Source organism: Leucothrix pacifica (assembly GCF_003172875.1).
Lineage (GTDB): Bacteria > Pseudomonadota > Gammaproteobacteria > Thiotrichales > Thiotrichaceae > Leucothrix > Leucothrix pacifica.
The window spans coordinates 82,710-107,478 of record NZ_QGKM01000036.1 but is presented as its reverse complement, the minus strand read 5'-3'; the positions used below and the strand labels follow the sequence as shown (position 1 = coordinate 107,478).

Genomic DNA, 24,769 nt, shown 5'->3' with positions numbered 1-24,769 from the left:
AACTTGATCTAAATCAATTACAGCGGCTGAGCATGGTGTGACAATACATCCATCGACAAGAACAACGGAGCAGCACAATGTTTGCAGAGCATCACGATCTGATTCACGAATTTCCAGAGCACAAAGCTCGCATTCATGATCTAAAGATGAGTGACAATCACTTCGCTCGTCTGTTTAAAGAATACGATGAGTTAGATCATGAGCTGCGCCGTATTCAGCAAAACATTGAAACTCCCTCTGATGAGGTTACTGAGGAGCTCAAGAAGAAGCGTCTCCACCTCAAAGATGAAATGTTTCGAATGATTATCGCGGAATAAACTTTTCGTTTCCTCCTAAGTGTGATTTGGCCCGACTTTGTCGGGTCTTTTTTTCCCTGAAATTTGCTGCGCTGCAGTCTGCGATTGCAATAGACTATCTCTCCCCTGATAATGCGCCTCTTACGCGTTAAGAGACTATTATCATGTCAAACTCCTCAGCTATTACCTCGGCTCTGCAAGCTTTACCCGCAGACATTCAAGCATCATTGTCTAAACTCTCCGTGCTCAAACAAGGCGGTAATCTGGTGGTGATTAGCCACGTTGCCCGCAGTGAGTCAGTCGAGGCAGCCAAGGCTATGATGGATAGTGTGGTTAGTGCAGGCCTGGCTGAAGAGAAAGAGCATACTTATTACCGTTTTGATCCGGAATTATTAACTCATCTGCAAGCCTCTACCCGTCCTGAACAGCAGCAGGTATCACATCAGCATTGGTTGGCGGCGATGGACCAATTATTGGGCTTTCTTTATCAACAGCACTTTGAAGACAGTGCGATGGCGCAGCGCCTCAGTACACTGGAGCGTGATAATTTGATGGCATACTTATCTGAATTATCTTCCGCACCGAATCTGGTTGCTGATAATGCAAACGGTGTGCTGGAGTTATTACGTCGCATGGATACCTTGCTGGAAAAGCAGGACTGCGAGGCAGAGAAAACCCAGCTCAAGCAATGGATGGCGAATGCCGAAGCATTGCTTGGTGATTGGGGGCCTGTACGCTTTGATCAGGAGCGACAAAATGTTGAAGGCCTCATTGCTCAGAATTCAATGCTACCAGCCTCACGGGCAGCTCAGGCGCTGCTCCAACAGTGTCATGAAGTAGGTACTGAGGCTTATGAGGGAGCGGATAAAGATTTGGCTTTTGCTAATATCTTGATGGCGCGCGTCCTGAAGCGAGGCGGCTCCGGTGAGGAGGCCTTGAATTACCTGGAGCAGGCTCAGGCAATCCTGGAGCCTAAGATTACGACAGACAGAACTGCCGCATCCTACATGGTTGCAAGCATGATGGAGCAGGGTGAGTGCTTATTCGCGCAGCGTCAGTTAGTGCCGGCGGAGGTTGTCTACTCCAAAGCCATTGAATTAGCCGACTCGATTCCTGACCAGCGTGGCTCCGGGATTGCGCAAACGCAGCGTGCAGCGGTCTACAGCATGTTAAAACGTCCGGCTGATGCCTTGCGTGGTTATCAGAGCGCACTAGATGTGTTTGAGCAAATCGGAGAGGGTGTGTTGGCGGTCAATGTCTGGCACCAAATTGCTATGCTACATCGCGTGAATGAAGACTATGATAATGCATCGGCTGCGCTGACTGCTGCACTGGACTTATTAACAACACAAAAAAATGTGGTTGGTGTGATAAGTACATTGCTGGAGCTGGGTGGTTTAAGTGAACAGAGCGACTCATTAGCTGAAGCCGTCAGCTACTACAAACAAGCGGTTACTCTGGCGGAGGAGTCGGGAGATCAATATCGTCAAGCGGCAGCAGCGAATCGTTTAGCGGATGTTTATCGCAAGCAGGGCGAAACAAAGCTGGCATTGGAAACATTGGAGCTAGCGGGAAGTTTGGGGCAGCAATTTGGCCACGCGGCTGAGCCTTGGAAGACGTGGAGTATTCTAAGCGAGCTTCATGCCGGAAATAATAATGCTGAGGGTGCTGAAAAAGCACGGCAGCAAGCGATTGAAGCCTATGTTTCCTATCGTGTTGATGGCGGCGCGAATAATGAGGGTGATGGCCAACTGTGTGCCATGGTGTTGCAGGCGATTCAATCTGATAACGACACTGATGTTAGAAAATTACTGTCACAGCTCGCTGATAATGAAGCCTGGAAAACAGATGAGCAACAAGCATTAATTGAGGCGCTTACCCAGCTTCTTGATGGACAGCGTAATCTGGCTTTACTGGAAAACTCAGCCCTGCATTACCGGCATGTTGCCGAGTTAATGTTGCTTCAGGATCGCTTGCCAGCCTAGCCTCCAGACACGAAAAAGCCTCAGTTAAGAGGCTTTTTCTTTGGCTAAATTATAAGCTTGGTACTTATCGTTTTTGTGCCATCACATTCAGTTGTTGAATAGCTTGCTTAGCGCGCGTTGAGCCTTTCTTGGCCGCTTTGGTGAACCAAATACGTGCCTGATTAACATCCCGCTTTACACCGTAGCCATTTGCGTACATTGCACCGACGCTGTACTCAGCTGATGGTAGCCCTTGAGCTGCCGCTTTCTTGTACCAGTTCATTGCCATTTTATGGTTCTTAGCTTTGACGCCAACACCATCTACGTACAAGTCTCCAAGTACAAACTGAGACTTTGCCAAACCTTTCTGTGCTGCTTTATTTAACCAGTTAAATGCCATGCCAGGGTTTTTCTTGGTACCTTGCCCCTGAAGGTACATCAGACCAAGGTTGTGCTGTGCAAGCGGAAGGTTTTTACGCGCCGCCAGGTTGAACATTTTGAATGCCATGCCCGGGTTTTTCTGCGTACCTACACCCTGAATGTACATAGAGCCTAAGCTGTATTGTGCAGGTGGAAGATTCGCATCGGCTGCAATTTTCATATTGCGGAAAGCCAGCTGTGGGTTTTTCTTGATGCCTTTTCCTGATGCATACATCAGGCCCAGCAAGTAGCTCGCATCAACTTTTGCAGCAGGGCTTCTTGAGGCTTTAGTCGCAAATGCAAAGGCTTTACCAGGGTTTGCTTTCACGCCAATCCCTTTAAGGTAGCGCTCTGCAAGCATCATCTGTACATCGACCATGCCTTTGTGAGCTGCTTTTTCATACCATGTCATTGCTGCGCCCATATTCTTTGGTACGCCGTCGCCTTTTTCATACATGATACCCAAGGCACGCATTGCCGGAGCAACACCACGTTGAGAAGCACGGTTAAACCATAACTGTGCCTGCTTCATGTTTTTGCCTGTTCCGGTACCGGTTGCGTACAGAGAGGCAAGTGTGAATTGTGCCATTGGAACGTGTTGGTTCGCTGCTTTTTGAATCCAGCTAAAGCCAACCTTAGGGTTTTTACCAACGCCTTTTCCATCAAGGTACAACTGACCTAAAACGTACTGGCCCGACTTGTCGCCTTTTTTGGCAAAGTCAGAAGCGATATTAAAGGCTTTTCTATAGTCCTTTGCCTGAAAAGCCTTTTTCAATTCAACATTAGGGTCAACTGCCGCGAATGAGGCAGAACCGAGCATTAAACTAAATGCTGCAGTCAAAACAATAAGAATTTTTTTCATAATGATTTCTTTTATTAAAGGTTATCTATTGCCACAAAGGGCTTGTCAGTTAGAGAGTTGAGTTACTTCGTGTGGGCTTCCAGTTCCACAACACGCTTCTCTAATTGTTCCAATTTCTCTCTGGTGCGTAGTAGGACAGCAGATTGCACATCAAATTCCTCACGAGTCACCAAATTCATTTTGCGCAAACCACTTTCGAGGCCTGAACGAAGGTTAGATTCGATATCTTGTTGAGTCGCCTGAAGTGGCTCGGGGATAAGTGAAGATAGGCGTTTAGCCAAGGTGTCCAGCTGATCGAGAGGGTCCATTTGAGTATCCCAGAGTTAAAAAGATGTAACCTTGGTATTCTAATGGGTATCAGCGGAATAATGAAATGAGTATTTTGTAATGATGTTTTTAGTCCGGAACACTGTTGTGTTAGTGCTCCGGATTACTGCGGATAGACGGTAGTTAAAGCATCTTGATGCGTGTAAATAAACTGGTTTCTGCGGTGTCGCCATCGGTTGTGACAGCACCACCGATTTGCATGTTTTCATCGTAGTCGTAGAGTGCAGAGATGCTGCCGCTAACACCTGAGAAGTCCTCGTCAGTTGAGAATAGCAGATCAATTCCGCCTTTTAGCTCAATAACATCGCTCATCTGGTGACGGGCACCAAAACCAACATTTAGGGTTTGTTGAGAGCTGCCACCTTGTTTGCCGTGTTTAATGCCGGCTTGAGAGTAGTAGTCAGTCTCTTCTGAGCTGGATTTGTAAGCACCGATGCCCACGCCAATTTCGTTCGCCGTGACTTCACCGGCAATATCCGTTTTGATCTTTGCTGTCAGGTAATGGTCATTGTTAATTTCCATTGAGCCATTGGCCTGCAGGCTAGTGTATGACTCATCATTTCCAGTGGTAGAGGAAATTCCGATCTCATAAAAGTCGTAGGAAAAGTTGCTTTCAGCTGAAGCGACAGCGGGGCATAAGCACACTGCTGACAGGAGCAGTGCGAGGTGTTTTTTTTGTGAGGGCATTGTGTATTACCTTTTTCTTATCATTTTTGAGGTATGACACAATCATAGCCAGTTTTGTTCGGCCCGAGTATGGATTTGTGGATGAGTGGCTACACCGTATAACTGATTTATTCAGACCTTAGGTGAATAAGTGCGCTCCACGTACTGATTCACAAGTACCTGAAATTCCTCAGCAATGTGCTCACCTTTCAGCGTGACTGTCTTCTCACCATCTTCATAAACTGGTGCGACAGGCTTTTCTCCGTTACCCGGTAAACTGATGCCGATATTGGCATGTTTACTTTCTCCCGGCCCATTCACGACACAGCCCATTACAGCAACTGACATACTCTCAACGCCGGGGTAATCGCTCTTCCAAACTGGCATTTGGTGGCGCAGATAGCTCTGGATATCCTCTGCCAAGTGCTGGAAATATTCACTACTGGTGCGACCACAGCCGGGGCAAGCGACCACTTGCGGTGTGAAGGAGCGCAGGCCCATGCTTTGTAAGATTTCCTGACCGACAACTACTTCTTTTTCGCGCGGTGCGCCCGGTTCCGGCGTCAGTGAGATACGAATAGTGTCGCCGATACCTTCTTGTAGAAGGACGGATAAAGCGGCAGTTGATGCCACAATACCTTTACTGCCCATACCAGCTTCCGTTAAGCCGAGATGTAACGGGTAGTCACAGCGTGAAGCAAGGTCACGATAGGCATGAATCAACCCCTGAACGCCACTGAGTTTGCAGGAGATAATGATTTTGTCATGCGCCAGACCATACGACTCTGCTTTTTGAGCGCTACCTAGTGCAGACTCAATCAAAGCATCATGTTGTACGGCAAGTAAGTCTCTGGGTTTAGCCAGCTTCGCGTTATCGTCAAGCATGGACGCCAGTAATTCCTGATCCAGCGACCCCCAATTCACGCCGATGCGAACAGCCTTGTCATAACGACAAGCAAATTCAATCATACTGGCAAATTGCTCATCGCGCTTTAGGCCACGACCGACATTACCCGGATTAATACGAAACTTAGCCAACGCCTGAGCGCACTCAGGTACTGCTGTTAACAGCTTATGACCATTAAAATGAAAATCACCCACCAGTGGGACTGAGCAATTCATCTTATCCAGCCTTTCACGAATCTCAGGAACTGCCTCGGCAGATTCCATGTTGTTAACGGTGATTCTTACAAGCTCAGAGCCAGCCTTGGCTAATTCAGCGACTTGTTTCACTGTTCGGACAACATCTGCTGTGTCGGTATTGGTCATCGACTGAACGACAACGGGAGCATTTCCACCCACGACAACGTGGTCAATAGAGACAGGAACAGTTTTATGGCGCTGTATAGTTTGCATGGCTATTTATATTTATGGGTATTGAGCCGCAGAGTTTAGCAGAAAATACAATGAGCACCATGCCGCATGGACTAAGTGCTCATCGTTAGTTCAGTTACTTCGCCAGAGTGACCGGTTTCAGGCGGGTACTCTGTGATCGGTTGAGGATACGGGAGAGTGTGCGTAAGTCGTTTTCGCTCAACGTTCCGGCCGCTTGCTTTAGCCGGATAGTGTTCAATAAAAATGTATAGCGAGCTGACGAATAATTAGATTGTGCTTGGTAGGTATCCCGAAGTGCTAGCAGTACATCAACGGCTGTACGGGTTCCTACACGAAAGCCTTCCTGAGTGGCTTTGCTGGCGACCTGGCTTGACTCCAGAGAGCGTTTCAACGATTGAATCTGAGACAGACCGGTAATGATATTCAGGTAATAAGTCCGGGCCTGCTGAGAGGCACTGCGCTTGGTTGATTCAAGCTGCTGCAATGCCTGATGAAAGCCATAGCGTGCCTCACGAATGGCCGCATCCGCACTGCCCGCATCATATAGCGTCATATTAAATTGAACGCCGATTGAAACATCCGTGGACTCAAAGTTAGATGCTGTTTCACCCCTGACGATATTGCTGCCATGGTTTGCAAATAAGTCCAGCGTAGGTTTTTTGCCGGCGCGGGCAATGTCTACCGCTTTTTGGGCGTTCTCAACTGAATACTCTGAGATTTTAACTTGTTTGTTGTTTTGAATCGCTGCCTGAGACCAGGCTGAAATATCGTTTGGTGTCGGTACAACCAGAGGTGTGGTTGCACCTGCTCCCCTGAGAATACGGTAGTAGCGTCCGGTTAAGGCGTGAAGGCTTTCCAGAGCGATATCAACATTTTGGTCAGCCACTACGACACTTGAAACTGCCTGATCATAACGAGACTGAGACTCTTTTACGTCGGTAATCGCAGAGCGTCCTGCTTCGAAATATGCTTCAACTTGTTTATATTGGCGTTCAATGGCAGCGGCTTCAGAGCGCGAGAAGTCAGCACCGTCGCGTGCGGTCAGGTAGGTAAAATAAGCTTCAGCTACCCTCAGGATCAGGTTTTGCTGTTCCGCTAACAGCGACTCTTCAGCCTGAGCGATCGCTACATTAGTCTGGGCGATTTGCTCTCTGATTTGTGGGCGATACAAAGGCTTAGATAGACTAAGTGTGTAGTTGGCCGACGCCTTAGCAGCATTATCATTACCCCCGAAAGTCCAACTCCTGTCTAATGAGTAACTAGCGTTGGCACTGAGTGTCACCTTGGGCTTTAGTGCGGCAAGAGACTGAGGAAGTTTTTCCAGCGTTGACAAATAACCCGCTTCTGCAGCCCTGATTTGAGGGTCGCTTTCTTTAGCATGCTGGTACACAGTAAAAAGGTCTTCGGCCTGTGCACTTGTCATCAATAAGGCCGGCACTAATAGAGCAGAGACTGCTATTTTTCCCATGTTTGGCATTGTTGTCATGCTTTTTTAACCCTTTTGACGGTCACCATTATTCTGCGCCTACCTTAAGGTCGTACGCTATTGTTGTAAATGGATTTACCTAATCTTTACACTTGTCAGATACCCTATAGTAACAAGGAACAGACACGTTAATATACTTTAAGTTGAGATCACGACTAACTAAATTGGTTCTTAGCCTCGATAGCATCCTTGCCAATTTGTGTGGTCAAGGCCTCAAAATTATCGAAGCGGATTTCTGGTCGAATGAAAGAAACCAGCTCCACTTCAATGTGCTCGCCATAAACAAACTCATTGAAATCAAATAAGTATACTTCCAAACGTGTTTCAACACCACCTACCGTCGGTCGGTTTCCCAGATTAGCAACGCCTTGCAGGGTTTCTCCCTTGAGACCATTCACCCGAACAGCATAAACGCCATTAGCCGCAGCAATATTATCCTGAATGCGTAAGTTCATCGTTGGAAAGCCGATGGTTCTTCCCATTTTATCACCATGTCGGACACGACCACTGAGGCTGTATTTACGTCCTAGTAGGGCATTAGCCGCTTTGAGCTCGCCAGCATTGAGGTGCTGCCGGATGCGCGTACTGCTAATTCTGCCTGTGTCATCGGAGTGAGTCAGGCTGTTGCTGACCTCCATATTGTGCTGCTTGCCGGTTTCTTTAAGTAGCTGATAATTGCCCTGGCGTTTTTTACCAAAACAAAAATCATCGCCCACGACCAAGTGCCGCACATTCGCCATACGCAGCAGAAGTTCGTGAATAAACTGATCCGGCGGCATATTGGCAAGCTTGTCGTCAAAGCGTAAACACAAGAAATAATCGATCCCGAGTTGGCTGAGATACCGCACCTTGTCTCGAAACGGATAAACCCGCTGAGCTTGATGAGCAGAAAAGAACTCAATCGGTAGTGGCTCGAAGCTAATCACTACCTTAGGCAGTGCCAGTGTTTCGGCATGTCGTGCTAATTGATCGAAGATTAGTTGATGGCCGAGATGTAAGCCGTCGAAATTACCGATAGTCGCGACAGAGCCTTGCTGAAGCTGTTCTAGCTGAGAAATATCACGTATTAAGCGCATAGAATCTAGCTCAGAGTCGGGAAGTCGAGTTGGCGCAGCGCTTCATAGGCGGCAACCGCTACCGTATTGGAAAGGTTCAGGCTACGACTGCTGGGTAACATCGGGAGCCTCAGTCGCTGTTCATTGCTTAGCGAGTCTAGTAATGAATCCGGAAGGCCGCGGGTTTCTGGTCCAAATAACAAAATATCATCTGCCTGATATGAAGCTTCGCTATAGACGCGTTCAGCCTTTGTAGTGAAGGCATACATTCGGCTCTCCTGATGTTTTTCAGCAAATACTTCCCAGGATTCGTGCTCCTCGACCACAGTCAACTCACGATAATCCAGACCCGCACGCCGTAGCTGCTTGGTCTCCATGCTGAAGCCTAATGGATGGATCAGATGTAAGCGACAGCCGGCATTCGCACACAGTCGAATTATATTCCCGGTATTCGGTGGAATCTCTGGTTGATAAAGGGCAATTTGTAGCATGATAATCCGGACAGTTGTGCAGGTGCTTAGCATACAGGATTTTGAATAGATCGATAAGCGCTTATATGTTGCGGTGCATAAAAGCGGAAAAATAAAAAAATTAAAAAGCAGGTTGACAGGTGTAAGTTTAAACGGTTTAATAGCGCCTCTTTCAGCGGCCGGATAGCTCAGTTGGTAGAGCAGCGGATTGAAAATCCGCGTGTCGGCAGTTCGATTCTGCCTCCGGCCACCATTGAAAGAGTTCTCAGTTTTTCTCTACAAAATCCACACTTTTTTATATTTTGACGAACCAATCGATTCGTTCGATTCGTGCATAGTTGAATCAAATTTCTACGCTTTTTACCCCGCTTAGCTCATATTTTGACTATCCTGCTCATAAAAGCTTGTTGCATATTCATTTGTTTGATACTTCTTTCAGTACCCCCAAACACTATCCCCGATTATCGAGAATAATAAAATGCTGAAAAAATACACTTTTAGTGTCTGTTTAGCTGCGATGCTGAGCATCAGTACCAGCAATGCTGAAGAGTTCGCACCGTATCACCCCGGAGCTTTTAGCGGCTTTTGGATTAAACAGCCCGTTCTAAACATACATCAATTATCGTCCATTACCGAAGGCAGGTCCCGAAATGAATTATGGTCTGATGACTATTGGGCACGCTACGCCGGTGGCTTGGCTTATCGCTATGCCTCTCCGGGTTTTTGGATAAACCCCAAAAAACCGAAGCCGAACGACTGGAAAATACCTTCGGAATACATCCTGAAAAAAATGCCAGCGGCTAAGATGGTCAGAGCGAACCGCACTCACATGTTATCACCAGCTGAGAAGTACGACCTGCTAGTCGGTGATGTTGGTAGCCCCAACAACCCAAAGCAACCAGGTTACACATTGACACGTGCCTTTCTTAGTGAGATCACTGCCAAAACTCAACCCTGGGAAGGCTCCTGTGATGGTTGGGCGTTTGCAGCAATGAATGAAAAACCACCGGTAAAGGCGGTTACTGTCAAAAATGTAGCGGGTCAGGAGATTCTATTCTACCCCTCCGATATTCGCGCATTGCTGACCTTGCTGTACTCTGATTATAAAATCGCTAGCTTCGGTTCTGATTGTTATGACAAAAAGCCCGCGATGGATGGTGCAGGGCGTGCGATTGATCCGGGCTGTCGTGATACGAATCCCGGAATATTCCATGCAGTGCTTGTGAATCAACTAGGTATTGGCAAACGTGGATTTACTATGGACACTGACTACAGCGCTGAAACCTGGAATTATCCGGTAAAGTCCTACAAGCTGCAGTATTACAACCCACAAACGAATAAGTCCTATGTTGATCCGAGACACTCTATTGTGTCAAAGGAGAATTACACACGTGACCGTTACGCCGCTCACCGCAGTGACAGAGTCGCGAGTATAGTTGGCGTCAATGTGCAGTTGGAATACCAGATTGAAGCATTACCACTGACAGCGGCAAAGCTGGATAAAAGCTACGAGCGCACCTTTACCAATGGTTATCGCTATGACCTTGAATTAGATGTTGACGGCAATATCATTGGTGGTGAGTGGGATCGTGAGTCTCAGCGAAATCATCCTGATCTGTTATCGTTTGTTGCCACCAGTTACATCAATAAAAGCCCTTATGACCGACAAATTCGTGGAAACACGCTGCCGCAGATTTTACGCAGTATAAAACCACAGTTTGTCACTGAGACCTCTGCCAAACGCCGTCCTTTATATAAAGTGATTAAAGCATTGGCGGCGATGTCGCAATAAAGCGATTTAGCTCTCAAAAGCCTACACTGGCAAACAAAAAAAGAGCAGTGATCACAATAAAGACTGAATAAAAAAGGGTAGCCCTGTTTAGACGCTACCCTTTTTTTGTGCTAATAAATCACGGCTTGATAATTAAGAGCGCGGCTTAATATTTTCCGGATCATACAGTGGGCCATAACCGACTGATTCAACCTTGACCTTGTAACGCTCATCAAAGTAATCCATATCCAAAATACGCCCTTCCTGACAATACTCATGCGGCAGGAACGCCAAGGCAATGTTCTTACCAATACTCGGGCCATACGCAATACTGGTGGTGTAAGAACGGCGACCCTCTGAGTCAATCAACGTCTCACCAGTATCCGGATCCATAATCGGGCACGCGCCTAAAGGATAGCGGGCAACCCCATTGGAATCGGTATTGTCTTCCATGGTCAAGGTACATAGATACGCTGGTTGATGCTCACGCGCACGTTGTTCCAGATAAGCCTCTTTACCAACGAAGTCTGCCGCTTTAACCAACTTACGGGCTAAATCCACTTCCAGAAGGTTGTACTCCGTTAAAATGTCAGCGTTTTGCAGGCGTAAGCTCTTTTCCAGACGGCGACTATTGGCGTAGGTCTCGATGCCTACTGGTAATACGCCCTCTGCATACAAGGCATCCCAGACGGCCAAACCATCTTCCAGTTTGAAATGCAACTCCCAGCCTTGCTCACCGACATAAGAAATTCGGAATGCTGTGACTGTTTTGCCAGCGATGGTTAATTCGCGAATGCCAGCAAACGGGAAATTTTCATGACTGATAGTATCGGGATCTTCAATCAGATTAGAGAGTGTGGCGCGGGCATTTGGCCCCCAAAGTCCTAAACAGCCAAACTCAGCAGAACGGTCAAGCACTTCCACTTCATCGTAGCCGTAGTCTTGTGCCATGCGTTTCATCCACACAAAGTCACGGTTACCGGCATCGCCACCATCAATCACACGGAAATGATTCTCGCCCAAACGAAGCACGGTCAGATCTGCGCGAACGCCACCGGCAGCATCTAAGAAGTGTGTATAAACACCTTTGCCGACCGGCGTGTCGCCAGCAACTTTAGCCACACACAAGAACTCCATTAGCTCAGCTGCGCCATTACCGACCATGTCATAGATAGCAAAGTGACTCAGGTTCACCATGCCAACCGTCTCAGACATTTCTAAGTGCTCGGCATTGGAGACACGCCAGAAGTGACGGTTCTCCCATTCCACCTCACGCACCGGAACTTTGTCGGCCCACTTTTCCAATAAATGCTCGTTGGCTGCGTAACCGTGGGCACGCTCCCAACCTGCCGCTTCCATAAAGTAACCACCTAGCTCGTTTTCACGCTCCCAGAACGGACTGCGACGAAAATCACGGGCAGCGGTGTATGGCTCGCGGTTATGCACCGGTGGGTTATAGATTTTGAATGCCGTTTCATAACAGCGGTCTGCAATGTATTGCTCCTCACACTGGAACGGGTAATAGCGTGCAACATCAATACGAGCGTGATCAAGATGCGTGCGTCCGTCAGTCATCCAATCCGCAACGATTTTACCGGTGCCGGGGCCATCTTTTACCCAGACCGACTCCACATACCACAAGCCGCGCACGTTGGCCGACTCACCGATAGACGGGCCGCCGTCAGCCGTTACCTGCAACAAACCATTAAAAGAATACTTCTCATCATAGCCCAGCTCACCCAGAATCGGTGTCAGCTCAATGGCGCGCTCTAATGGCTCCATGACTTCTTCCAGCTCTAAATCGCGCTGCGAAGGCGACAGGCGGGCTTCTTCCTTTTCTAACAAATCGCGTGGGTGACACATGCGTGGCGCTTTTTCTTCATAATAGCCCCACTCAATTTGACCACCTTCTGCGGTCGTCGGGTCACCAGTATCCCGTAAATAGGCAGAGTTACCCTGATCTCGAAGCAGGGGATAACCAATGTCTTTTCCAGTGCCTGCGAATTCCTCAAAAGGCTTGAAGAACGTCAGCGGATGATCCACCGGCATGATCGGCAGATCTTCGCCCGCCATTTCAGCAATTAAGCGGCCCCAAAGTCCGGCACAGACCACCACGTGATCTGCTTCAATATAACCGCGCTCAGTCTCGACGCCTTTGATGCGGCCATCTTCGATGTTTAATCCGGTACAGGATGTATTGGCAAATGCTTGCAACTTGCCACTTTCTACACCCATTTCCACCAACTCACCGGCAACGGTTTGAGAGCGCGGAGTGACTAAACCTGCATCCGGATCCCACAATGCGCCCTGAATCATATCCTCTTCCAGTAGCGGGAATTTCTCTTTGGCTTCGGCGGCTGAAATCATCTCAACGCGGCTACCAAACGCACGCCCTGAGGTCACCCGACGCTTCAGCTCGACCATACGCTCATCATCACCCACACGTGCCACTTCGATACCACCAATACGCTCGTAACGGCCCATTTTTTCAAAGAAATCGATACTGTATTTCGTGGTGAATATCGTCATTTGGTCATGCATGGTGTTAAAGCAAAAGTCCGAAGCATGCGCTGTTGAGCCGATATCCGTTGGGATTGCCGATTTATCGATACCAACAATATTGTCCCAGCCGCGCTCAATGAGGTGATGCGCCACCGAGGAGCCTGTAATGCCACCGAGTCCGATGATTACGACGTTTGCTTTTGAAGGAAATTGTGCCATTTAAAATAACTCCAGGCCGACGAGGAGGGTGTCGGTAACAGTAAATTCAGCGAGTAAAAACAGTCCCTTAGCGGATCTGCGTAGGGGCTGTCTTGTATAAAGTTTATGGTGAGTCCGTAAGGTGATAGCCTATGAATTTTCTATAAGGTTCAATCACTTAGAATGATGAATTTAGCGATGAGCCAGATTTGGGTCAAGCAATAAAATCATAGGCATGATGCAAGAATAATTGCAGATGGGGTGTTAGAACGATGTGACTGTAAGTGGTTATGGTGTGGTGCTGTTTGGCAACCGAAGGTGCTGCAAGTATGGAGGAGTTTCGGACTGGAGTTTAACGCCATACTGGAAAAATAATAAACAATTGACTGTCTTGTTATTCATCAAGTAGCATGAGGCTTTATTGGTTCGCTGATTCTGTATAGTTCTGGTAGATAATTCATCGCTTCTTTATGGCTGTTTTAAAATCAGGTGGTTAGCGAGATTTTTAGAGGCTATGTTGTTTTGGATAAACGGATTCCGTATAGATCAATCAACATAGCCTTCCGTATAGCATACTGTTATAAAAATCAAAAGGTACATATGAAAAAATTTGTATTAGTTCTAACTTTATTAACATTATCTGCTTGTAACTCCTCATTAACATCAACTGATGAAGTACCTCATGACAAGCCTCAGCTCACATTATCGCAAGAAGAAAAATGGAATAAAATGGTGGGTAAATGGTACGGTAAACAAACAGTTAAAGGTGGCGGTAAGAGACAGTGGATTGTAGAAAGAAAAAAAGATGGAACTTACAAAATACACTTTCGTATTCACAAAGAAAACGGAAAAATCTCTGAAAGCTCAGAGGTTGGTCAATGGGCAATTTCAGGGCCAGTATATTTATCAATGTTCAGAGGTTATATCAGAGATAATGAAATAGATCCAGTTGACCCGTCAGACCCATATAATTACGATGCTTACGAGATATTAGAGCTAAATGAAGAAATTTTTAAATATAGACACTATGAATTAAATGCTACGTATACACTTAAAAAAGTGGCTGAAGATTTTAAATTTCCAGAATAATATGTTTATAACAAGTTACATCATCGGAAAATCAACTCGCTCGCGCTCGTCGTTTTCCGCTGTGTAAGGCGTTAACTGCCTAGAGAAAGTATGGACTCAAAGAATATTCACATAGCCTGCTGCCACATGAAAGGTAAAATTCTATGGGAAAAAGTATCAGGTAACGAATGGTCTTTTGTTGGGGAAGGTGACGATTTCAATGACGAGCTTGTCGAGGGCTTTATTGGTTCTTTTTTTCAAGATCCAGAAGTTTATTTTGTAATCGATAGACATAATTCGTTTTCGGTGGCCAGAGAAGAAGCTGCTTTAAAGGTAAAGTCAGCCTTAAAAGATCAGGTCATTACATTGTGTAATCATTCATTTTCAAAAATGATTGAGTTTCACTATATAGGAGTAGCAAAGCATGGTGCTGTCAGCAGTTAACAAAGTAATCAACCGGACTCCGCATTGCGTGGTTCGCTTTGCTCACATTACCACGCAACGCTACGCTCGGTTATTACGGCGTTATGTACTCAAAGGAATGCAGAGATGCTCTACAAAATAGAAGAACAAGCCGAAGTTTTTGAAAAGTTAGAGCCTGTAGAGTTCAAAGACTTTTCTAGTTTTGGAAAACTTGAGAAAGACCTAGAAAACTTAATTGCAGACAGCATTTTAGATGTGTTGTTTGAAGATGCTAGATTAATGCCTGTGTTTCAGGAAAGACAATGGCAAGCAGAAGCTGATATATATGCACTTAATGAAAATGGTGAATTAGTTATATTTGAATTAAAGCGTTCATCAGCAGGGAAAGATGCCGTCCATCAAGCACTAAGATATGCGCAAGATGCTGGTCAATGGAGTTATCAGAAATTAGAAAAAAAGTTCAAAGAATATAGCAAAGGCGAAATATCGCTAGTTGAAGCTCATAGAGAGGCTTTTAGTCTTGAGCATGAATTAGATCCAAAAGAAATAAATAATAAACAACACCTATTAGTTATCGGTAGTGCAGCCGATGAAGCATTAATCTCTTCCGTCGATTACTGGAAGAAAAATGGTATATCCATTGATTTCCTACCATATAGAGTTTACGAACTAGCTGGTGAAAAGTACTTTGAATTCTTCGCGCTTCCATATGACAAGCACAAAAATCCAAGTGATGTTAAAGGTGTATTATTTGACACAAATCGTAGCTGGGATGAGAATTCTATTTGGTCGATGATGGATAATAGTCGTCTTGAGGCATATGGTGACGCAAAGAGGTTTGTTCGCCACGTTCATGTAGGAGATATTGTTTTCTTTTCGCACAAATGGTGCGGCTTAATAGCTGCCGCAAAAGTAAAAGGTGAGGTTAAAGCTCCAGACAGTGAAACTTTGTATCGAGATGTAGAGTTTTTGACTCCTATCCCGAACCGGAAAGATAGCAAACTATTGGCTATGCCTTTTTCAGAAGTTAGCTCAAAAACAGGTAAAAGTTTCTTTTGGGCTAGAACTATAAAGGTACCTTATCTGACAAAAAGTGAAGCACTTGAGTTAGTCGAGGAGCTTAATAATTACTTGCATCGTACATAACAAGTCAAGGCTGCCGGACTGCTTCGCAGCCGCAGCTTGAAGCGTTAGTGCTCTTGTGGGAGTCTCAAAGAAATTAAGGATAATGGATGTACATAAGCTCATTAAGAATACGAAATTTCAGAAATTTTTTAAGTGCAAACTTCGAGTTTAAAAAAGGCGTGAACACTATTCTCGGTGAGAATGGTTCAGGTAAAACAAATGCCCTTTTTGCACTGAGACTTCTTTTAGACGAGTCCTTACCAAGAAATGTAACAAAGTTGAGGGATAGTGACTTTTGTCGCAACTTAGTAAGCTGGAAAGGCCATTGGATTGTAATTTCGGTAGATTTTGATGAACTGTCAGCTCATGAAGGTTGCCAGATGCTAAAACACGACGCAGGCCATATGGACGGCAGCGAAAAAGGCACGTTAACCTATTATTTCCGACCTTGCCTAAAAGCAAGAAAAGCCCTATTTGAAGCAAGTGGTAACGCAGCTTTAGCCCAGCAAATCATCGATGAAATTAGCATAGAAGATTATGAACCCGTATTTTCTGGTAGAGCTAACGCAGATTTCCTATGCGACGATACATATCGAGATTTAGTCGGTGACTTTCAAAACTTTGTGTTTCCAGACCCTGATAACAAAGATTTTAAGTCCTATGGAGTAAAGCTTTCACCACTACATGAAGAAGTATCCTTTACATTTGTGAAAGCATTGAGAGATGTAGTCTCAGACTTAAAAAACTACAGAAACAGTCCATTAATAGCTTTATTGAAAGGACTGGAATCAGAAATATCCGACAAAGATTCCGAAAACATTACTTCCCTCGTTTCTGACATAAACAACGCAATTTCCGAGCTAGATGAAATAAAGCAAGTTTCCAGCGGGATTCAAGATACACTGCATAAAACGGTTGGCTATACGTTTTCCCCAATCATTGATATTGAGTCGTCTTTACCAAGTGAGTTAGACAAACTGCTACAAAAACTTTCACTAACTGTCGGTGACAACTATGTTGACGGTTATAGCGGTGACCTTAATGAGCTTAGTCTTGGTGGTGCTAACTTAATTTATGTCGCACTAAAACTACTAGAATATGAGCGAAAGCAAGAAGCTGATAAAGCGGCACAGTTCTTAGTCATAGAAGAACCAGAAGCTCACATTCATACGCATATTCAAAAAACATTGTTTGAAAACCACGCTATTAATAAGACTCAAGTGTTCCTATCAACGCACTCTACCCATATTTCATCAGTAGCAAAGATTTCCGAGATGAACATACTTGGGTTGAACGAAAACCACGTTGATGTTTTTCAACCTTCAAACAGTCTAAATCCCACAGAGTGCAGTCGCATAGAAAGATACTTGAACGCCACTCGCTCAACACTTCTTTTTGCTAAAGGAGTAATTTTGGTTGAGGGCGAAGCGGAGCTTATATTAATTCCTGTTTTAGTTAAAAAGGTCCTCGGGGTATCACTAGACGAACTTGGGATTAGCCTAATAAGTATGGACAGCGCTTTTTTTGAACATATTTCAAATTTATTTCACCCTGAAAGAATACGAAAACACTGTGCAATTATTACTGACTTAGACACATCCATCGAACCCCTTCCAGATGATGAGGATGATGACAATAAGTATCAAAAGTCATGTCGAAATTCTCAAAAATCAGGATTAATTAGAAAGGACAAGCTAGACGAACATACTAAGGATAATAATTTTATTAGCGCTTTTTACGCCAATCATACTTTTGAAGTTGACTTCGTTGGTGTTGATAATTTAATCGAACTGAAAGGAGTGCTCCTCTCTATTTACCAACAGCAAGCCAGTATAGATAAATCAATAGGTTTACTTGAAAATGGCGAAGTAAAAATCTATGGAAAAGAAATACTTCGTCTCGCAGACAAGGTTGGTAAAGGGTGGCTGTCTCTGCTGACTTCTGAAAAAGTAACTTCTCAAACTTACGTCCCTAATTACATACTAGATGCAATTGCATTTTCATGTGGCTACAAGCTAGCGCCTCAAATTCTTTATAAGATGTGTTGTTATAGGCTTTCTAACCCCATGCCAGTAATGGAAGATGAAGATAAACCAATACAGTTTTTTACCGACAACCATGTAGATATTAACGCCTGTATTGATGAGTTTGAAAAACAATGCCCTGACGATGACTTGTCTTACCTAATTCGACTTCTGGATAGATAAGCATGAAATTAAGCGTTGAACAGCACGCTGCTGTAGACTGCAACGGAAATGCATACGTTACAGCTTGTCCAGGAAGTGGCAAAACTAGAGCACTTACGGCACGAATAGCAAAAGGCGTTGAAGAACTAAATCATAAAAACAATAAAGTGCTCGCCGTAACTTTCACAAACAGAGCTGCCGATGAAATAAAGACAAGACTAGAAGAAAATTACACCATTGAAAGTGGCCACGTTTGGGCTGGGACGATTCATTCATTTGCACTTGAGTGGATAATAAAGCCTTATGCCTCATATTCTGCAGTGCTTAATTCTGGTTACTCTATTGCGGATGAATTTGAAACAAGAAGAATTCTTAACAAATTAAAAGCTGATAAAGGTTTAAGGATTTTTGATGACGTAAATACAACCTTTAATAGGCAGGGCGCGGTTGAAAATCGTAATGCCCGAGCAAGAGAAGTAGAGCAGGAATACCGTCAGATACTATCTTCAAGAAAGAAAATTGATTTTGACCAGTCACTCTATTTTGCATTTCAGTTAATGGAAATGCTGCCAGAAATTGCCCAAACGTTAAGCAATATATTTACTCATATATGCGTTGATGAAGTTCAAGATACACAAGATCTGCAATATGCAATTTTAGCCAAGATATTTAATGAGTCACATAAAAAGCCATCTTTGTTTATTGTAGGCGACGAGAATCAAGCAATTTATGGAGGTATTGGAGGGAAATCTCTTTCCTTAGCAGAATTAAATGCAGAATTTATAGGTAGTAACATTAACCACTATACATTTAGCGATAATTACCGCTCTACGCAAAGACTGGTAGACTACTTTTCTGTTTTTAGAGGTGTTCAAGGTGGCCTATCAAAAGCAACGCATAAAAATGAGCAAGGAACCATCAGCTTTTTTAATCAATCAGTAGATAAAGATCGTTTGGCCGAAGCTATATCACAGTTAATTCAATCCGAACTCAATAATGGCACAAATGAAAATGATATTTGTGTTATTGCACCTCAGTGGGCACCGATAAGGTCAATGACAAAGAAGCTCATAACTTTACTGCCGCAAGTGAAGTTTGACGCTCCGGCTTTGTCACCATTTCACGGCCAACAAGACAATTTTTGGTTGATAGTTTCTAAGCTGGTATTGACTGAACCATCAGGAAGGTTGCTAAGTGCTCGTGTGAGATGGGCAAATGAGTTGTTAAAATACCTCATAGAAAACCATCATCATATCCGTGATTTAACCGCTAAAAAACTGCTCAAAGTTATTAACTCTTTTCACAGTAATACTGTTGTAGGAACAGAATACCTTAAAGAGTGTTTCGAGTTTATCTTGGACGATTTAGACATAGATTTAGCGCATGATTTGTTGCTCAAGGAGCAATTTGACCTGTTTTTTGAGAAAGCGAATTCAAATATAGAAAACAACAACGGTCAATATGAAGACACTGTAGTTGCCCTTAAAAGTTTTTTTAAGGAGTCCACAGGAATAGTTGTGAACTCCTGTCATGGGGTGAAAGGGGAGGAGTATAAGACAGTAATAGCTTTCGGTTTACTAAAAGGCTTTGTCCCCCATTGGAGTGACATAATTAATCAACCAGCTCAAGTAGGACAGAATGCTGAATCCAAAATGCTTTATGTAATAGCATCAAGGGCAAAAGAGAAGCTATTTCTATTTGCTGAATCTGGTCGCAGAACTCAAGGTGGAAACGCTTATGAAACTTCTGCCATGTTGAATGTATATAGCTATCCATATGATTGAAGAAACTTCACACAAATGTATGATTTGTTTTGTATTCCTGGTGTTAGCACTAACAAGGCGCTGCACTCGGACAAATTTCCACTACGCTCCAATTTGCCGGTGAGCGCGGCGTTAGTAGTACCTTATGAAAATATCAACTTTCCATTAAATAGAGGATAATTATTGTGAAAAACAATTTAAATTTTTTAATCCCATGCACAATGCTCCTGCTCGTTCCATTGAGTATATATGCTAAAGAAACTCATGATAAATTTGTTCCGGACACCGTGATTGAAGATCAACGAGCTTTATTAGAAAAAAACACCAGAGGTGCTGGGTTTGGGCCGCAATCTCCGCGTGATATTGATGTTTATGAAGGCAAAAATAAGCGATTATTTAGCGCCGCACCTGCTTACACAGCAATGAATTTATGCAATATTCATTTTCACAAAAATGCAGAGCATAAAGGTGGGGAATTCACTCAATATGCAGGCAATGGCAATGGAAAAGGCTTTCAAACTGGCTTTAAATATGCGGGGAAATTAAATGAGTCCGAGCTCAAGCCCCTTGCGCAGGGAGCTTGCCCTAGTACGTTTGGTGAACTTAATTCTGGTGATACTATTGAGCTCCACTATGTCCATTCAACCGCGCAGGTTAAACCTGGTCCCACTTTGGGTTCGTGTCTAAGTGACTCAATCAAGAACCCTCAATTACGTGTAGAAACTCAAGTATATGTTCTTGTTAACGACAAAAGTGCTCTTGATTTTGGTGAGCTAACTAAAATTGATAACGTTAATGGCTTTCACCAAGCGATTAATATTCCATCTAATACCGGTAAACCAGTTCAGTATACTGGATCAACCACTGGCCCTAGCTATAACGAAATAGGCTCTCCTTTACAAGTTTCTTGGAGTGTCCGACCTAAAATAGCCAAGGTCAATGTAGAAACCGTTAAAACGTGGTGTACAGGTAACGTATTTGATGAAGATCATGCGCACGGCGTCAGAAATCTTGTCATTAACCCTGATTTGCTTTCAGAGATTAGTAAATAGCTGAATACTAACAAGGCAAGTATGCGGATAAGTAAAGCTTACCGCTTCTTGCGGCGTTATCTGTAATCAAGAACGGAGAGATCGTGCAAGATAGAAGTTGGAAATTGGAAGATGCTCAGAAGATTGCAGAAGAGTTCCCGTGCACCTTTTACAAGCCATCAAGCGAAGTTGTGTCACAGTTGCAAGTCGGGAATCAGGCCAAGTTAATATTTGAGTTTGAATCTGATGACCCCGAAGCTCCTAGAGCAGAGAGAATGTGGGTAGAAATTACCGATGTTAAGGATGGAATGTATTCAGGTTACTTAGACAATGACCCAGCATATATAAAGGACATAAAGCATAAGGATCCAATTGAATTTAGCGAATGCCATATCATTGATACAGACCTAGACGACCCAATTCCTTCAATAACCGAAAAGTACATCAAGCGTTGCTTCGTAACGAACAATATCCTTTATGAAGGGAGACCAGTTGGTTACCTATATCGTGAAGAACCAGATTACGATGATGATAGTGGCTGGAGGTTTACTGCTGGTGACGAGACAGATGAGTACATGGATGATTCAGATAACTCATCGTATGTCTCGTTAGGTGCAGTGCTTCGCGAAGATGACAGTATTCTTGCACTACTAGAGCGAGAGCCGGGAGTTGCTTTCGCAAAAGATGAACACGGCAATTTCGTAGAACTAAATGACTAAAACAGATAACAAAGCCAGCCAGAGGGACAGCCAAACCGCCGCGCGGGTTGTCTGCTCCTGCTGGCGGCGTTATGCGTCGCGTGGTCTATGCTATTGGTTTTAATATATGGATGATTTAATAGATCAATTGAAGCGAATCTTAGAGACTAGAGAGAGTGCCATGCAGTGCGGAGGTACATACGCTGCCGATAGGTTGCGTACGTGTCTTAGTCTGCTAGATCAACTAAACGCATATCAAAACCACCCAAAGTACGAAAAAGTACTCGATGCTTTGCTTTCAGCAAAGGATATTTGGCAGTCGGCACTCGTTCGTCATAATTCTAATTCGCTCAAGTTCATTGAGTATGACGTAAGCACTGGTCTACAAAAGTACAGTACCTGAATGTTTTAGCTCATAACAAGGCAATCGTGCCGCGTGCTTCGCACGCTGGGAAATTTTACCCGTTGTATCAATTAGGGTTTGTCGCTACGCTAACCCAAATCAATCCAACAAGTAAAATTCCGCACATTGCGGCGTTATGCGTCTCGTCACCCTCCGTTTCTTAATTTCCTCTCTAAATCAAAAATATTTTTCAAATACTGCTGTTAACTGTGTTTATATACAGTTTTAGTTGTGCATGTTTCTTGTCACAATAACCTTGTAAAAAGGTTCGTGATATAACACGACCAAAATGGTAAGCGGTTGAAAATTAACGTGTAATTTTTTTACCGTTTGGAGATATGCGGCCAAAGTTCGTGATTGTTTTACGAACTTTGTTCGTAGAATAAGCTGTTATGTGTCATGAGAGTCGAAGATTTAGAAACAAAAAATATAAGCGCCATTGTTGAAGTTGGGCTCTATGAATCTTGTATGAGAGAGCGAAAGGGTTATTCTTCTGGCGTTAGGCCAAACCACTGGATGCCTGGGCGTGATTACTGCTTTATGGGGCAGCTCGATTTTATCGATACAGATATACTGAAGCCTGGAGTAACATGCAAAGCACGCGGTAACTTCATTATTGCTTCAGTAGATATTGAGGAATTTAAGCCCGGTTATTGCTGGCATATTTGCGAGGCAAATAAAATAATGGGTTACGGTAAAGTTATTGAAGTTAAACATATTCCGTTTCAACCTTGAAGTACAACTGTTTTACACATAACAATGGCAATCAAGTACGCTCCGGCGCCTTCGGCCCCTCCGCCGGAAATTTTACCGCTTGTATCAATTTTGCTGTTCGCTTACGCTAGCAAAATTAATCCAATCGTTAAAATTCCGCTTATTGCGGCGTTAACTGTAAAAGAGGAATCATGCTCTACGAAGCAATGAAAAAGGAAATAGAGTCGCAATTTCCGTCGCTGCAATTTAGCACCGATGATGAGAAAAAGCTTATTTCTATTCCTCCAGTTTGTAATGAAGTCGGTAGCATCGATATACAAGATGACTATGATGAGCTTACAGTTTTTATTGGCAATTTCACTCATTGGCATTGTGGCTATTTCAATGAAAAGTCTGGCAATCCAGATGAGGTCAAAGAAATAGTCACAGAAGTCTCTGAATACCTTAAAGATATGTTCAGCGACAAAATATTTATGTGGGGTAGCTCAATGAAAGGTGGTGGCACTCAACTAATCGAAGATGGCTTTAAAACAAAAAAACAAGGCTACGTATGGTCCGGTCCGTATTACAGTTAACAAACAGCTCAAACCGGCCTCCACTGCGTTGCTCGTTTTGTGCTTTTCCGCTACGCTCGCACAAAACAATCAACTCCGTTCCGGCGGCTTAGCTGGGCGTTAGCAAAATGGAAGAAGCAACTGCACCAACATTAAATGAGTTCAAAGCTGCCTGTAGGGCAGAATTTGGTTTTCTGCAAGAAGATTATGGTTTTACCGAAGTTGAGCCGCCTGAAGAGAAGTACGCAAACCCATATGAAGTGTATTTTGAAAAAAGTGGCTGGCGTATCATTGTGGCAGGTTACTCTTACGGGTTTTCTGCCGGTATAGACATTAGAGATAAAAACGGATGCACTGTGCCTTTTTTTCACTTGGTTCCAGAAGGATTCTGGGAGGAAAAACGTCAAGGGTTAGGTCGAGGCCAGATAGGAGATATTCGTTATCAGGCATTGTGTTTGAAAAGCTTCGGAAAAAACTTTCTTCATAATGATTGGAGCGAATTTCAGTTGCTGCAAAATCTTGAAAAAAAATGGAAGGAAAATAACATAAAGGCATGGGAAGAGCACGATAGAGAATTGGAGATGAAAAGAGCTATTGCAAGGGCAGGAACAGCATTCAAGCAAAAGAAATATTCAGAGGCAGCAGATGAATTGCTAGCTTTTCAAGAATTTCTTCCTCTTTCCCAAGCAAAGAAGCTTGCAATCTGTCTTAAACGAATAAATGCTAACAAATAGCTACAGTGGACATCAAAAAGCGGAGCTCCTCGTACCTCGTCGCCCCGCATTTTATTGCCGCTGAGCAAAGCGTTAGCACAAGAACGCAGAACGAATGACGAAGTCAAGAAAGAAACTGACAGCGGCTCAAAAGCGGGCAAGGAAAAAGGCCAAGCAGGAGCGGCAGAAGAAATACATGTGGGTTTTTATGAACGGTAAGCAGGTTCGCATTAATCGCCCACCGACGATAGACGGAATGGATGCAGACGAATTTATCAGGCAGAGCGCTGATCCGATTTGGTTACACCAAAATGAAATGTGGGAATATATAGATTCAAACGATAATGATTAGCGAATTTGATTTCAAAAAGGCATCCATCTCTATAGAAGGGGATTATTATCAAGTTTTGTTTCATGACGACTTAGATGCAGAGGATGAACCCTATTTCATGATTCAAGCGCAATTTGAAGTTCCCGACCGTGGCGAATGCTACTTTGAAAGCCACCGAGAAGAACTGATAGGCCACAATAGAGCAATTTCTGCATCCTTATCTAAAAATGTATTCAGAGTTTCTTACGGCCAACAACGCACTAACAATGTTCTGGTTCGGTTTTCGGAAATCGATGATGGGTATGATCGCTTAGTCTCCGCACTGACTAGAATGATCCCGATAATATCCATGGAAATAGAGATTTAGTGCTAATAAATGAATCCAAGCGCCCCCATAAACGCGCGTCG

At 44.1% G+C, this 24,769-nt stretch carries 23 protein-coding genes and 1 tRNA gene; 16 read left to right on the top strand and 8 right to left on the bottom strand.

All coding sequences use genetic code 11. The features are described 5' to 3' along the window. The first annotated feature begins 77 nt into the window (after positions 1–77). Together DKW60_RS12685 and DKW60_RS12680 are read left to right on the top strand one after the other, a co-directional pair. On the top strand, positions 78–317 hold the full coding sequence (locus DKW60_RS12685) for an HP1242/YdcH family protein (RefSeq protein ID WP_109838023.1): 240 nt from the start codon (positions 78–80) through the stop codon (positions 315–317). Positions 318–460: 143 nt separating this feature from the next. Then, on the top strand, positions 461–2,281 hold the full coding sequence (locus DKW60_RS12680) for a tetratricopeptide repeat protein (protein WP_109838022.1): 1,821 nt from the start codon (positions 461–463) through the stop codon (positions 2,279–2,281). A 64-nt stretch (positions 2,282–2,345) separates the two neighbouring features. Here DKW60_RS12680 and DKW60_RS12675 read toward each other — a convergent pair whose 3' ends face one another. The 7 genes from DKW60_RS12675 to DKW60_RS12645 form a co-directional block, all read right to left on the bottom strand. Then, positions 2,346–3,542, bottom strand: coding sequence for a tetratricopeptide repeat protein (locus DKW60_RS12675; protein WP_109838021.1), 1,197 nt, complete (start codon positions 3,540–3,542; stop codon positions 2,346–2,348). Between the two features lie 62 nt (positions 3,543–3,604). Next, positions 3,605–3,850, bottom strand: a complete 246-nt coding sequence (locus tag DKW60_RS12670; protein WP_109838020.1) for an accessory factor UbiK family protein — start codon at positions 3,848–3,850, stop codon at positions 3,605–3,607. Positions 3,851–3,992: 142 nt separating this feature from the next. Beyond that, positions 3,993–4,556 (bottom strand): hypothetical protein, encoded by a 564-nt coding sequence (locus DKW60_RS12665; RefSeq protein WP_109838019.1) that lies wholly within the window; start codon positions 4,554–4,556, stop codon positions 3,993–3,995. A gap of 111 nt (positions 4,557–4,667) precedes the next feature. Further along, the gene (gene ispG / locus DKW60_RS12660) at positions 4,668–5,891 is read right to left on the bottom strand and encodes a flavodoxin-dependent (E)-4-hydroxy-3-methylbut-2-enyl-diphosphate synthase (protein ID WP_109838018.1); all 1,224 of its coding nucleotides are present in this window, start codon (positions 5,889–5,891) and stop codon (positions 4,668–4,670) included. 94 nt (positions 5,892–5,985) lie between these two features. Continuing rightward, complete coding sequence (locus DKW60_RS12655; RefSeq protein ID WP_109838017.1) at positions 5,986–7,356, bottom strand: TolC family outer membrane protein; 1,371 nt, start codon at positions 7,354–7,356, stop codon at positions 5,986–5,988. A 155-nt stretch (positions 7,357–7,511) separates the two neighbouring features. Continuing rightward, a complete protein-coding gene (gene ribF, locus DKW60_RS12650; RefSeq protein ID WP_109838016.1) occupies positions 7,512–8,432 on the bottom strand; it encodes a bifunctional riboflavin kinase/FAD synthetase in 921 nt (306 codons plus the stop codon). Positions 8,433–8,437: 5 nt separating this feature from the next. Next, complete coding sequence (locus DKW60_RS12645) at positions 8,438–8,902, bottom strand: tRNA (cytidine(34)-2'-O)-methyltransferase (protein WP_181389686.1); 465 nt, start codon at positions 8,900–8,902, stop codon at positions 8,438–8,440. 156 nt (positions 8,903–9,058) lie between these two features. Between DKW60_RS12645 and DKW60_RS12640 the strand changes: the two genes are divergently transcribed. Continuing rightward, positions 9,059–9,134 (top strand) — tRNA-Phe (locus DKW60_RS12640). A 225-nt stretch (positions 9,135–9,359) separates the two neighbouring features. After that, positions 9,360–10,673, top strand: a complete 1,314-nt coding sequence (locus DKW60_RS12635) for a hypothetical protein (protein ID WP_109838014.1) — start codon at positions 9,360–9,362, stop codon at positions 10,671–10,673. Between the two features lie 132 nt (positions 10,674–10,805). Here DKW60_RS12635 and DKW60_RS12630 read toward each other — a convergent pair whose 3' ends face one another. Next, a complete protein-coding gene (locus DKW60_RS12630; RefSeq protein WP_109838013.1) occupies positions 10,806–13,373 on the bottom strand; it encodes a GcvT family protein in 2,568 nt (855 codons plus the stop codon). Positions 13,374–13,952: 579 nt separating this feature from the next. On the opposite strand from DKW60_RS12630, the gene DKW60_RS12625 reads away from it, so the two are divergent. From DKW60_RS12625 to DKW60_RS12565, 12 genes are all read left to right on the top strand, one after another. After that, positions 13,953–14,441, top strand: a complete 489-nt coding sequence (locus tag DKW60_RS12625) for a hypothetical protein (protein ID WP_109838012.1) — start codon at positions 13,953–13,955, stop codon at positions 14,439–14,441. A gap of 90 nt (positions 14,442–14,531) precedes the next feature. Next, positions 14,532–14,864, top strand: a complete 333-nt coding sequence (locus tag DKW60_RS12620; RefSeq protein ID WP_146203479.1) for a hypothetical protein — start codon at positions 14,532–14,534, stop codon at positions 14,862–14,864. 105 nt (positions 14,865–14,969) lie between these two features. Continuing rightward, entirely contained in the window at positions 14,970–15,989 is a 1,020-nt protein-coding gene (locus DKW60_RS12615) for a PDDEXK family nuclease (RefSeq protein ID WP_109838010.1), read from the top strand. Positions 15,990–16,075: 86 nt separating this feature from the next. Continuing rightward, a complete protein-coding gene (locus DKW60_RS12610; protein ID WP_109838009.1) occupies positions 16,076–18,175 on the top strand; it encodes an ATP-dependent nuclease in 2,100 nt (699 codons plus the stop codon). A 2-nt stretch (positions 18,176–18,177) separates the two neighbouring features. Continuing rightward, positions 18,178–19,938 carry a UvrD-helicase domain-containing protein gene (locus DKW60_RS12605; RefSeq protein WP_109838008.1) on the top strand — a complete coding sequence of 587 codons (1,761 nt, stop codon included), beginning with the start codon at positions 18,178–18,180 and terminating at the stop codon, positions 19,936–19,938. 164 nt (positions 19,939–20,102) lie between these two features. After that, positions 20,103–20,969 carry a delta-class carbonic anhydrase gene (locus tag DKW60_RS12600; protein WP_245929704.1) on the top strand — a complete coding sequence of 289 codons (867 nt, stop codon included), beginning with the start codon at positions 20,103–20,105 and terminating at the stop codon, positions 20,967–20,969. A gap of 83 nt (positions 20,970–21,052) precedes the next feature. Continuing rightward, complete coding sequence (locus DKW60_RS12595) at positions 21,053–21,667, top strand: immunity protein Imm33 domain-containing protein (RefSeq protein WP_109838007.1); 615 nt, start codon at positions 21,053–21,055, stop codon at positions 21,665–21,667. Positions 21,668–22,448: 781 nt separating this feature from the next. Next, complete coding sequence (locus tag DKW60_RS12585; RefSeq protein ID WP_146203478.1) at positions 22,449–22,784, top strand: hypothetical protein; 336 nt, start codon at positions 22,449–22,451, stop codon at positions 22,782–22,784. Between the two features lie 170 nt (positions 22,785–22,954). Beyond that, positions 22,955–23,338, top strand: coding sequence for a hypothetical protein (locus tag DKW60_RS12580; protein WP_109838004.1), 384 nt, complete (start codon positions 22,955–22,957; stop codon positions 23,336–23,338). 107 nt (positions 23,339–23,445) lie between these two features. After that, the gene (locus tag DKW60_RS12575) at positions 23,446–24,051 is read left to right on the top strand and encodes a hypothetical protein (protein ID WP_109838003.1); all 606 of its coding nucleotides are present in this window, start codon (positions 23,446–23,448) and stop codon (positions 24,049–24,051) included. Positions 24,052–24,145: 94 nt separating this feature from the next. Continuing rightward, the gene (locus DKW60_RS12570; protein ID WP_109838002.1) at positions 24,146–24,382 is read left to right on the top strand and encodes a hypothetical protein; all 237 of its coding nucleotides are present in this window, start codon (positions 24,146–24,148) and stop codon (positions 24,380–24,382) included. Next, positions 24,375–24,728 carry a hypothetical protein gene (locus DKW60_RS12565; protein ID WP_109838001.1) on the top strand — a complete coding sequence of 118 codons (354 nt, stop codon included), beginning with the start codon at positions 24,375–24,377 and terminating at the stop codon, positions 24,726–24,728. The genes DKW60_RS12570 and DKW60_RS12565 overlap by 8 nt, the downstream gene beginning before the upstream one ends. The last annotated feature ends 41 nt before the right edge of the window (positions 24,729–24,769 follow it).

What these genes read in the sequence shown, in the direction of transcription:
- DKW60_RS12685 (WP_109838023.1), top strand. Translation starts at nt 78, where the DNA reads ATGTTTGCAGAGCATCACGATCTGATTCACGAATTTCCAGAGCACAAA.
- DKW60_RS12680 (WP_109838022.1), top strand. Translation starts at nt 461, where the DNA reads ATGTCAAACTCCTCAGCTATTACCTCGGCTCTGCAAGCTTTACCCGCA.
- DKW60_RS12675 (WP_109838021.1), bottom strand. Translation starts at nt 3,542, where the DNA reads ATGAAAAAAATTCTTATTGTTTTGACTGCAGCATTTAGTTTAATGCTC.
- DKW60_RS12670 (WP_109838020.1), bottom strand. Translation starts at nt 3,850, where the DNA reads ATGGACCCTCTCGATCAGCTGGACACCTTGGCTAAACGCCTATCTTCA.
- DKW60_RS12665 (WP_109838019.1), bottom strand. Translation starts at nt 4,556, where the DNA reads ATGCCCTCACAAAAAAAACACCTCGCACTGCTCCTGTCAGCAGTGTGC.
- ispG (WP_109838018.1), bottom strand. Translation starts at nt 5,891, where the DNA reads ATGCAAACTATACAGCGCCATAAAACTGTTCCTGTCTCTATTGACCAC.
- DKW60_RS12655 (WP_109838017.1), bottom strand. Translation starts at nt 7,356, where the DNA reads ATGACAACAATGCCAAACATGGGAAAAATAGCAGTCTCTGCTCTATTA.
- ribF (WP_109838016.1), bottom strand. Translation starts at nt 8,432, where the DNA reads ATGCGCTTAATACGTGATATTTCTCAGCTAGAACAGCTTCAGCAAGGC.
- DKW60_RS12645 (WP_181389686.1), bottom strand. Translation starts at nt 8,902, where the DNA reads ATGCTACAAATTGCCCTTTATCAACCAGAGATTCCACCGAATACCGGG.
- DKW60_RS12635 (WP_109838014.1), top strand. Translation starts at nt 9,360, where the DNA reads ATGCTGAAAAAATACACTTTTAGTGTCTGTTTAGCTGCGATGCTGAGC.
- DKW60_RS12630 (WP_109838013.1), bottom strand. Translation starts at nt 13,373, where the DNA reads ATGGCACAATTTCCTTCAAAAGCAAACGTCGTAATCATCGGACTCGGT.
- DKW60_RS12625 (WP_109838012.1), top strand. Translation starts at nt 13,953, where the DNA reads ATGAAAAAATTTGTATTAGTTCTAACTTTATTAACATTATCTGCTTGT.
- DKW60_RS12620 (WP_146203479.1), top strand. Translation starts at nt 14,532, where the DNA reads ATGGACTCAAAGAATATTCACATAGCCTGCTGCCACATGAAAGGTAAA.
- DKW60_RS12615 (WP_109838010.1), top strand. Translation starts at nt 14,970, where the DNA reads ATGCTCTACAAAATAGAAGAACAAGCCGAAGTTTTTGAAAAGTTAGAG.
- DKW60_RS12610 (WP_109838009.1), top strand. Translation starts at nt 16,076, where the DNA reads ATGTACATAAGCTCATTAAGAATACGAAATTTCAGAAATTTTTTAAGT.
- DKW60_RS12605 (WP_109838008.1), top strand. Translation starts at nt 18,178, where the DNA reads ATGAAATTAAGCGTTGAACAGCACGCTGCTGTAGACTGCAACGGAAAT.
- DKW60_RS12585 (WP_146203478.1), top strand. Translation starts at nt 22,449, where the DNA reads ATGAGAGTCGAAGATTTAGAAACAAAAAATATAAGCGCCATTGTTGAA.
- DKW60_RS12580 (WP_109838004.1), top strand. Translation starts at nt 22,955, where the DNA reads ATGCTCTACGAAGCAATGAAAAAGGAAATAGAGTCGCAATTTCCGTCG.
- DKW60_RS12575 (WP_109838003.1), top strand. Translation starts at nt 23,446, where the DNA reads ATGGAAGAAGCAACTGCACCAACATTAAATGAGTTCAAAGCTGCCTGT.
- DKW60_RS12570 (WP_109838002.1), top strand. Translation starts at nt 24,146, where the DNA reads ATGACGAAGTCAAGAAAGAAACTGACAGCGGCTCAAAAGCGGGCAAGG.
- DKW60_RS12565 (WP_109838001.1), top strand. Translation starts at nt 24,375, where the DNA reads ATGATTAGCGAATTTGATTTCAAAAAGGCATCCATCTCTATAGAAGGG.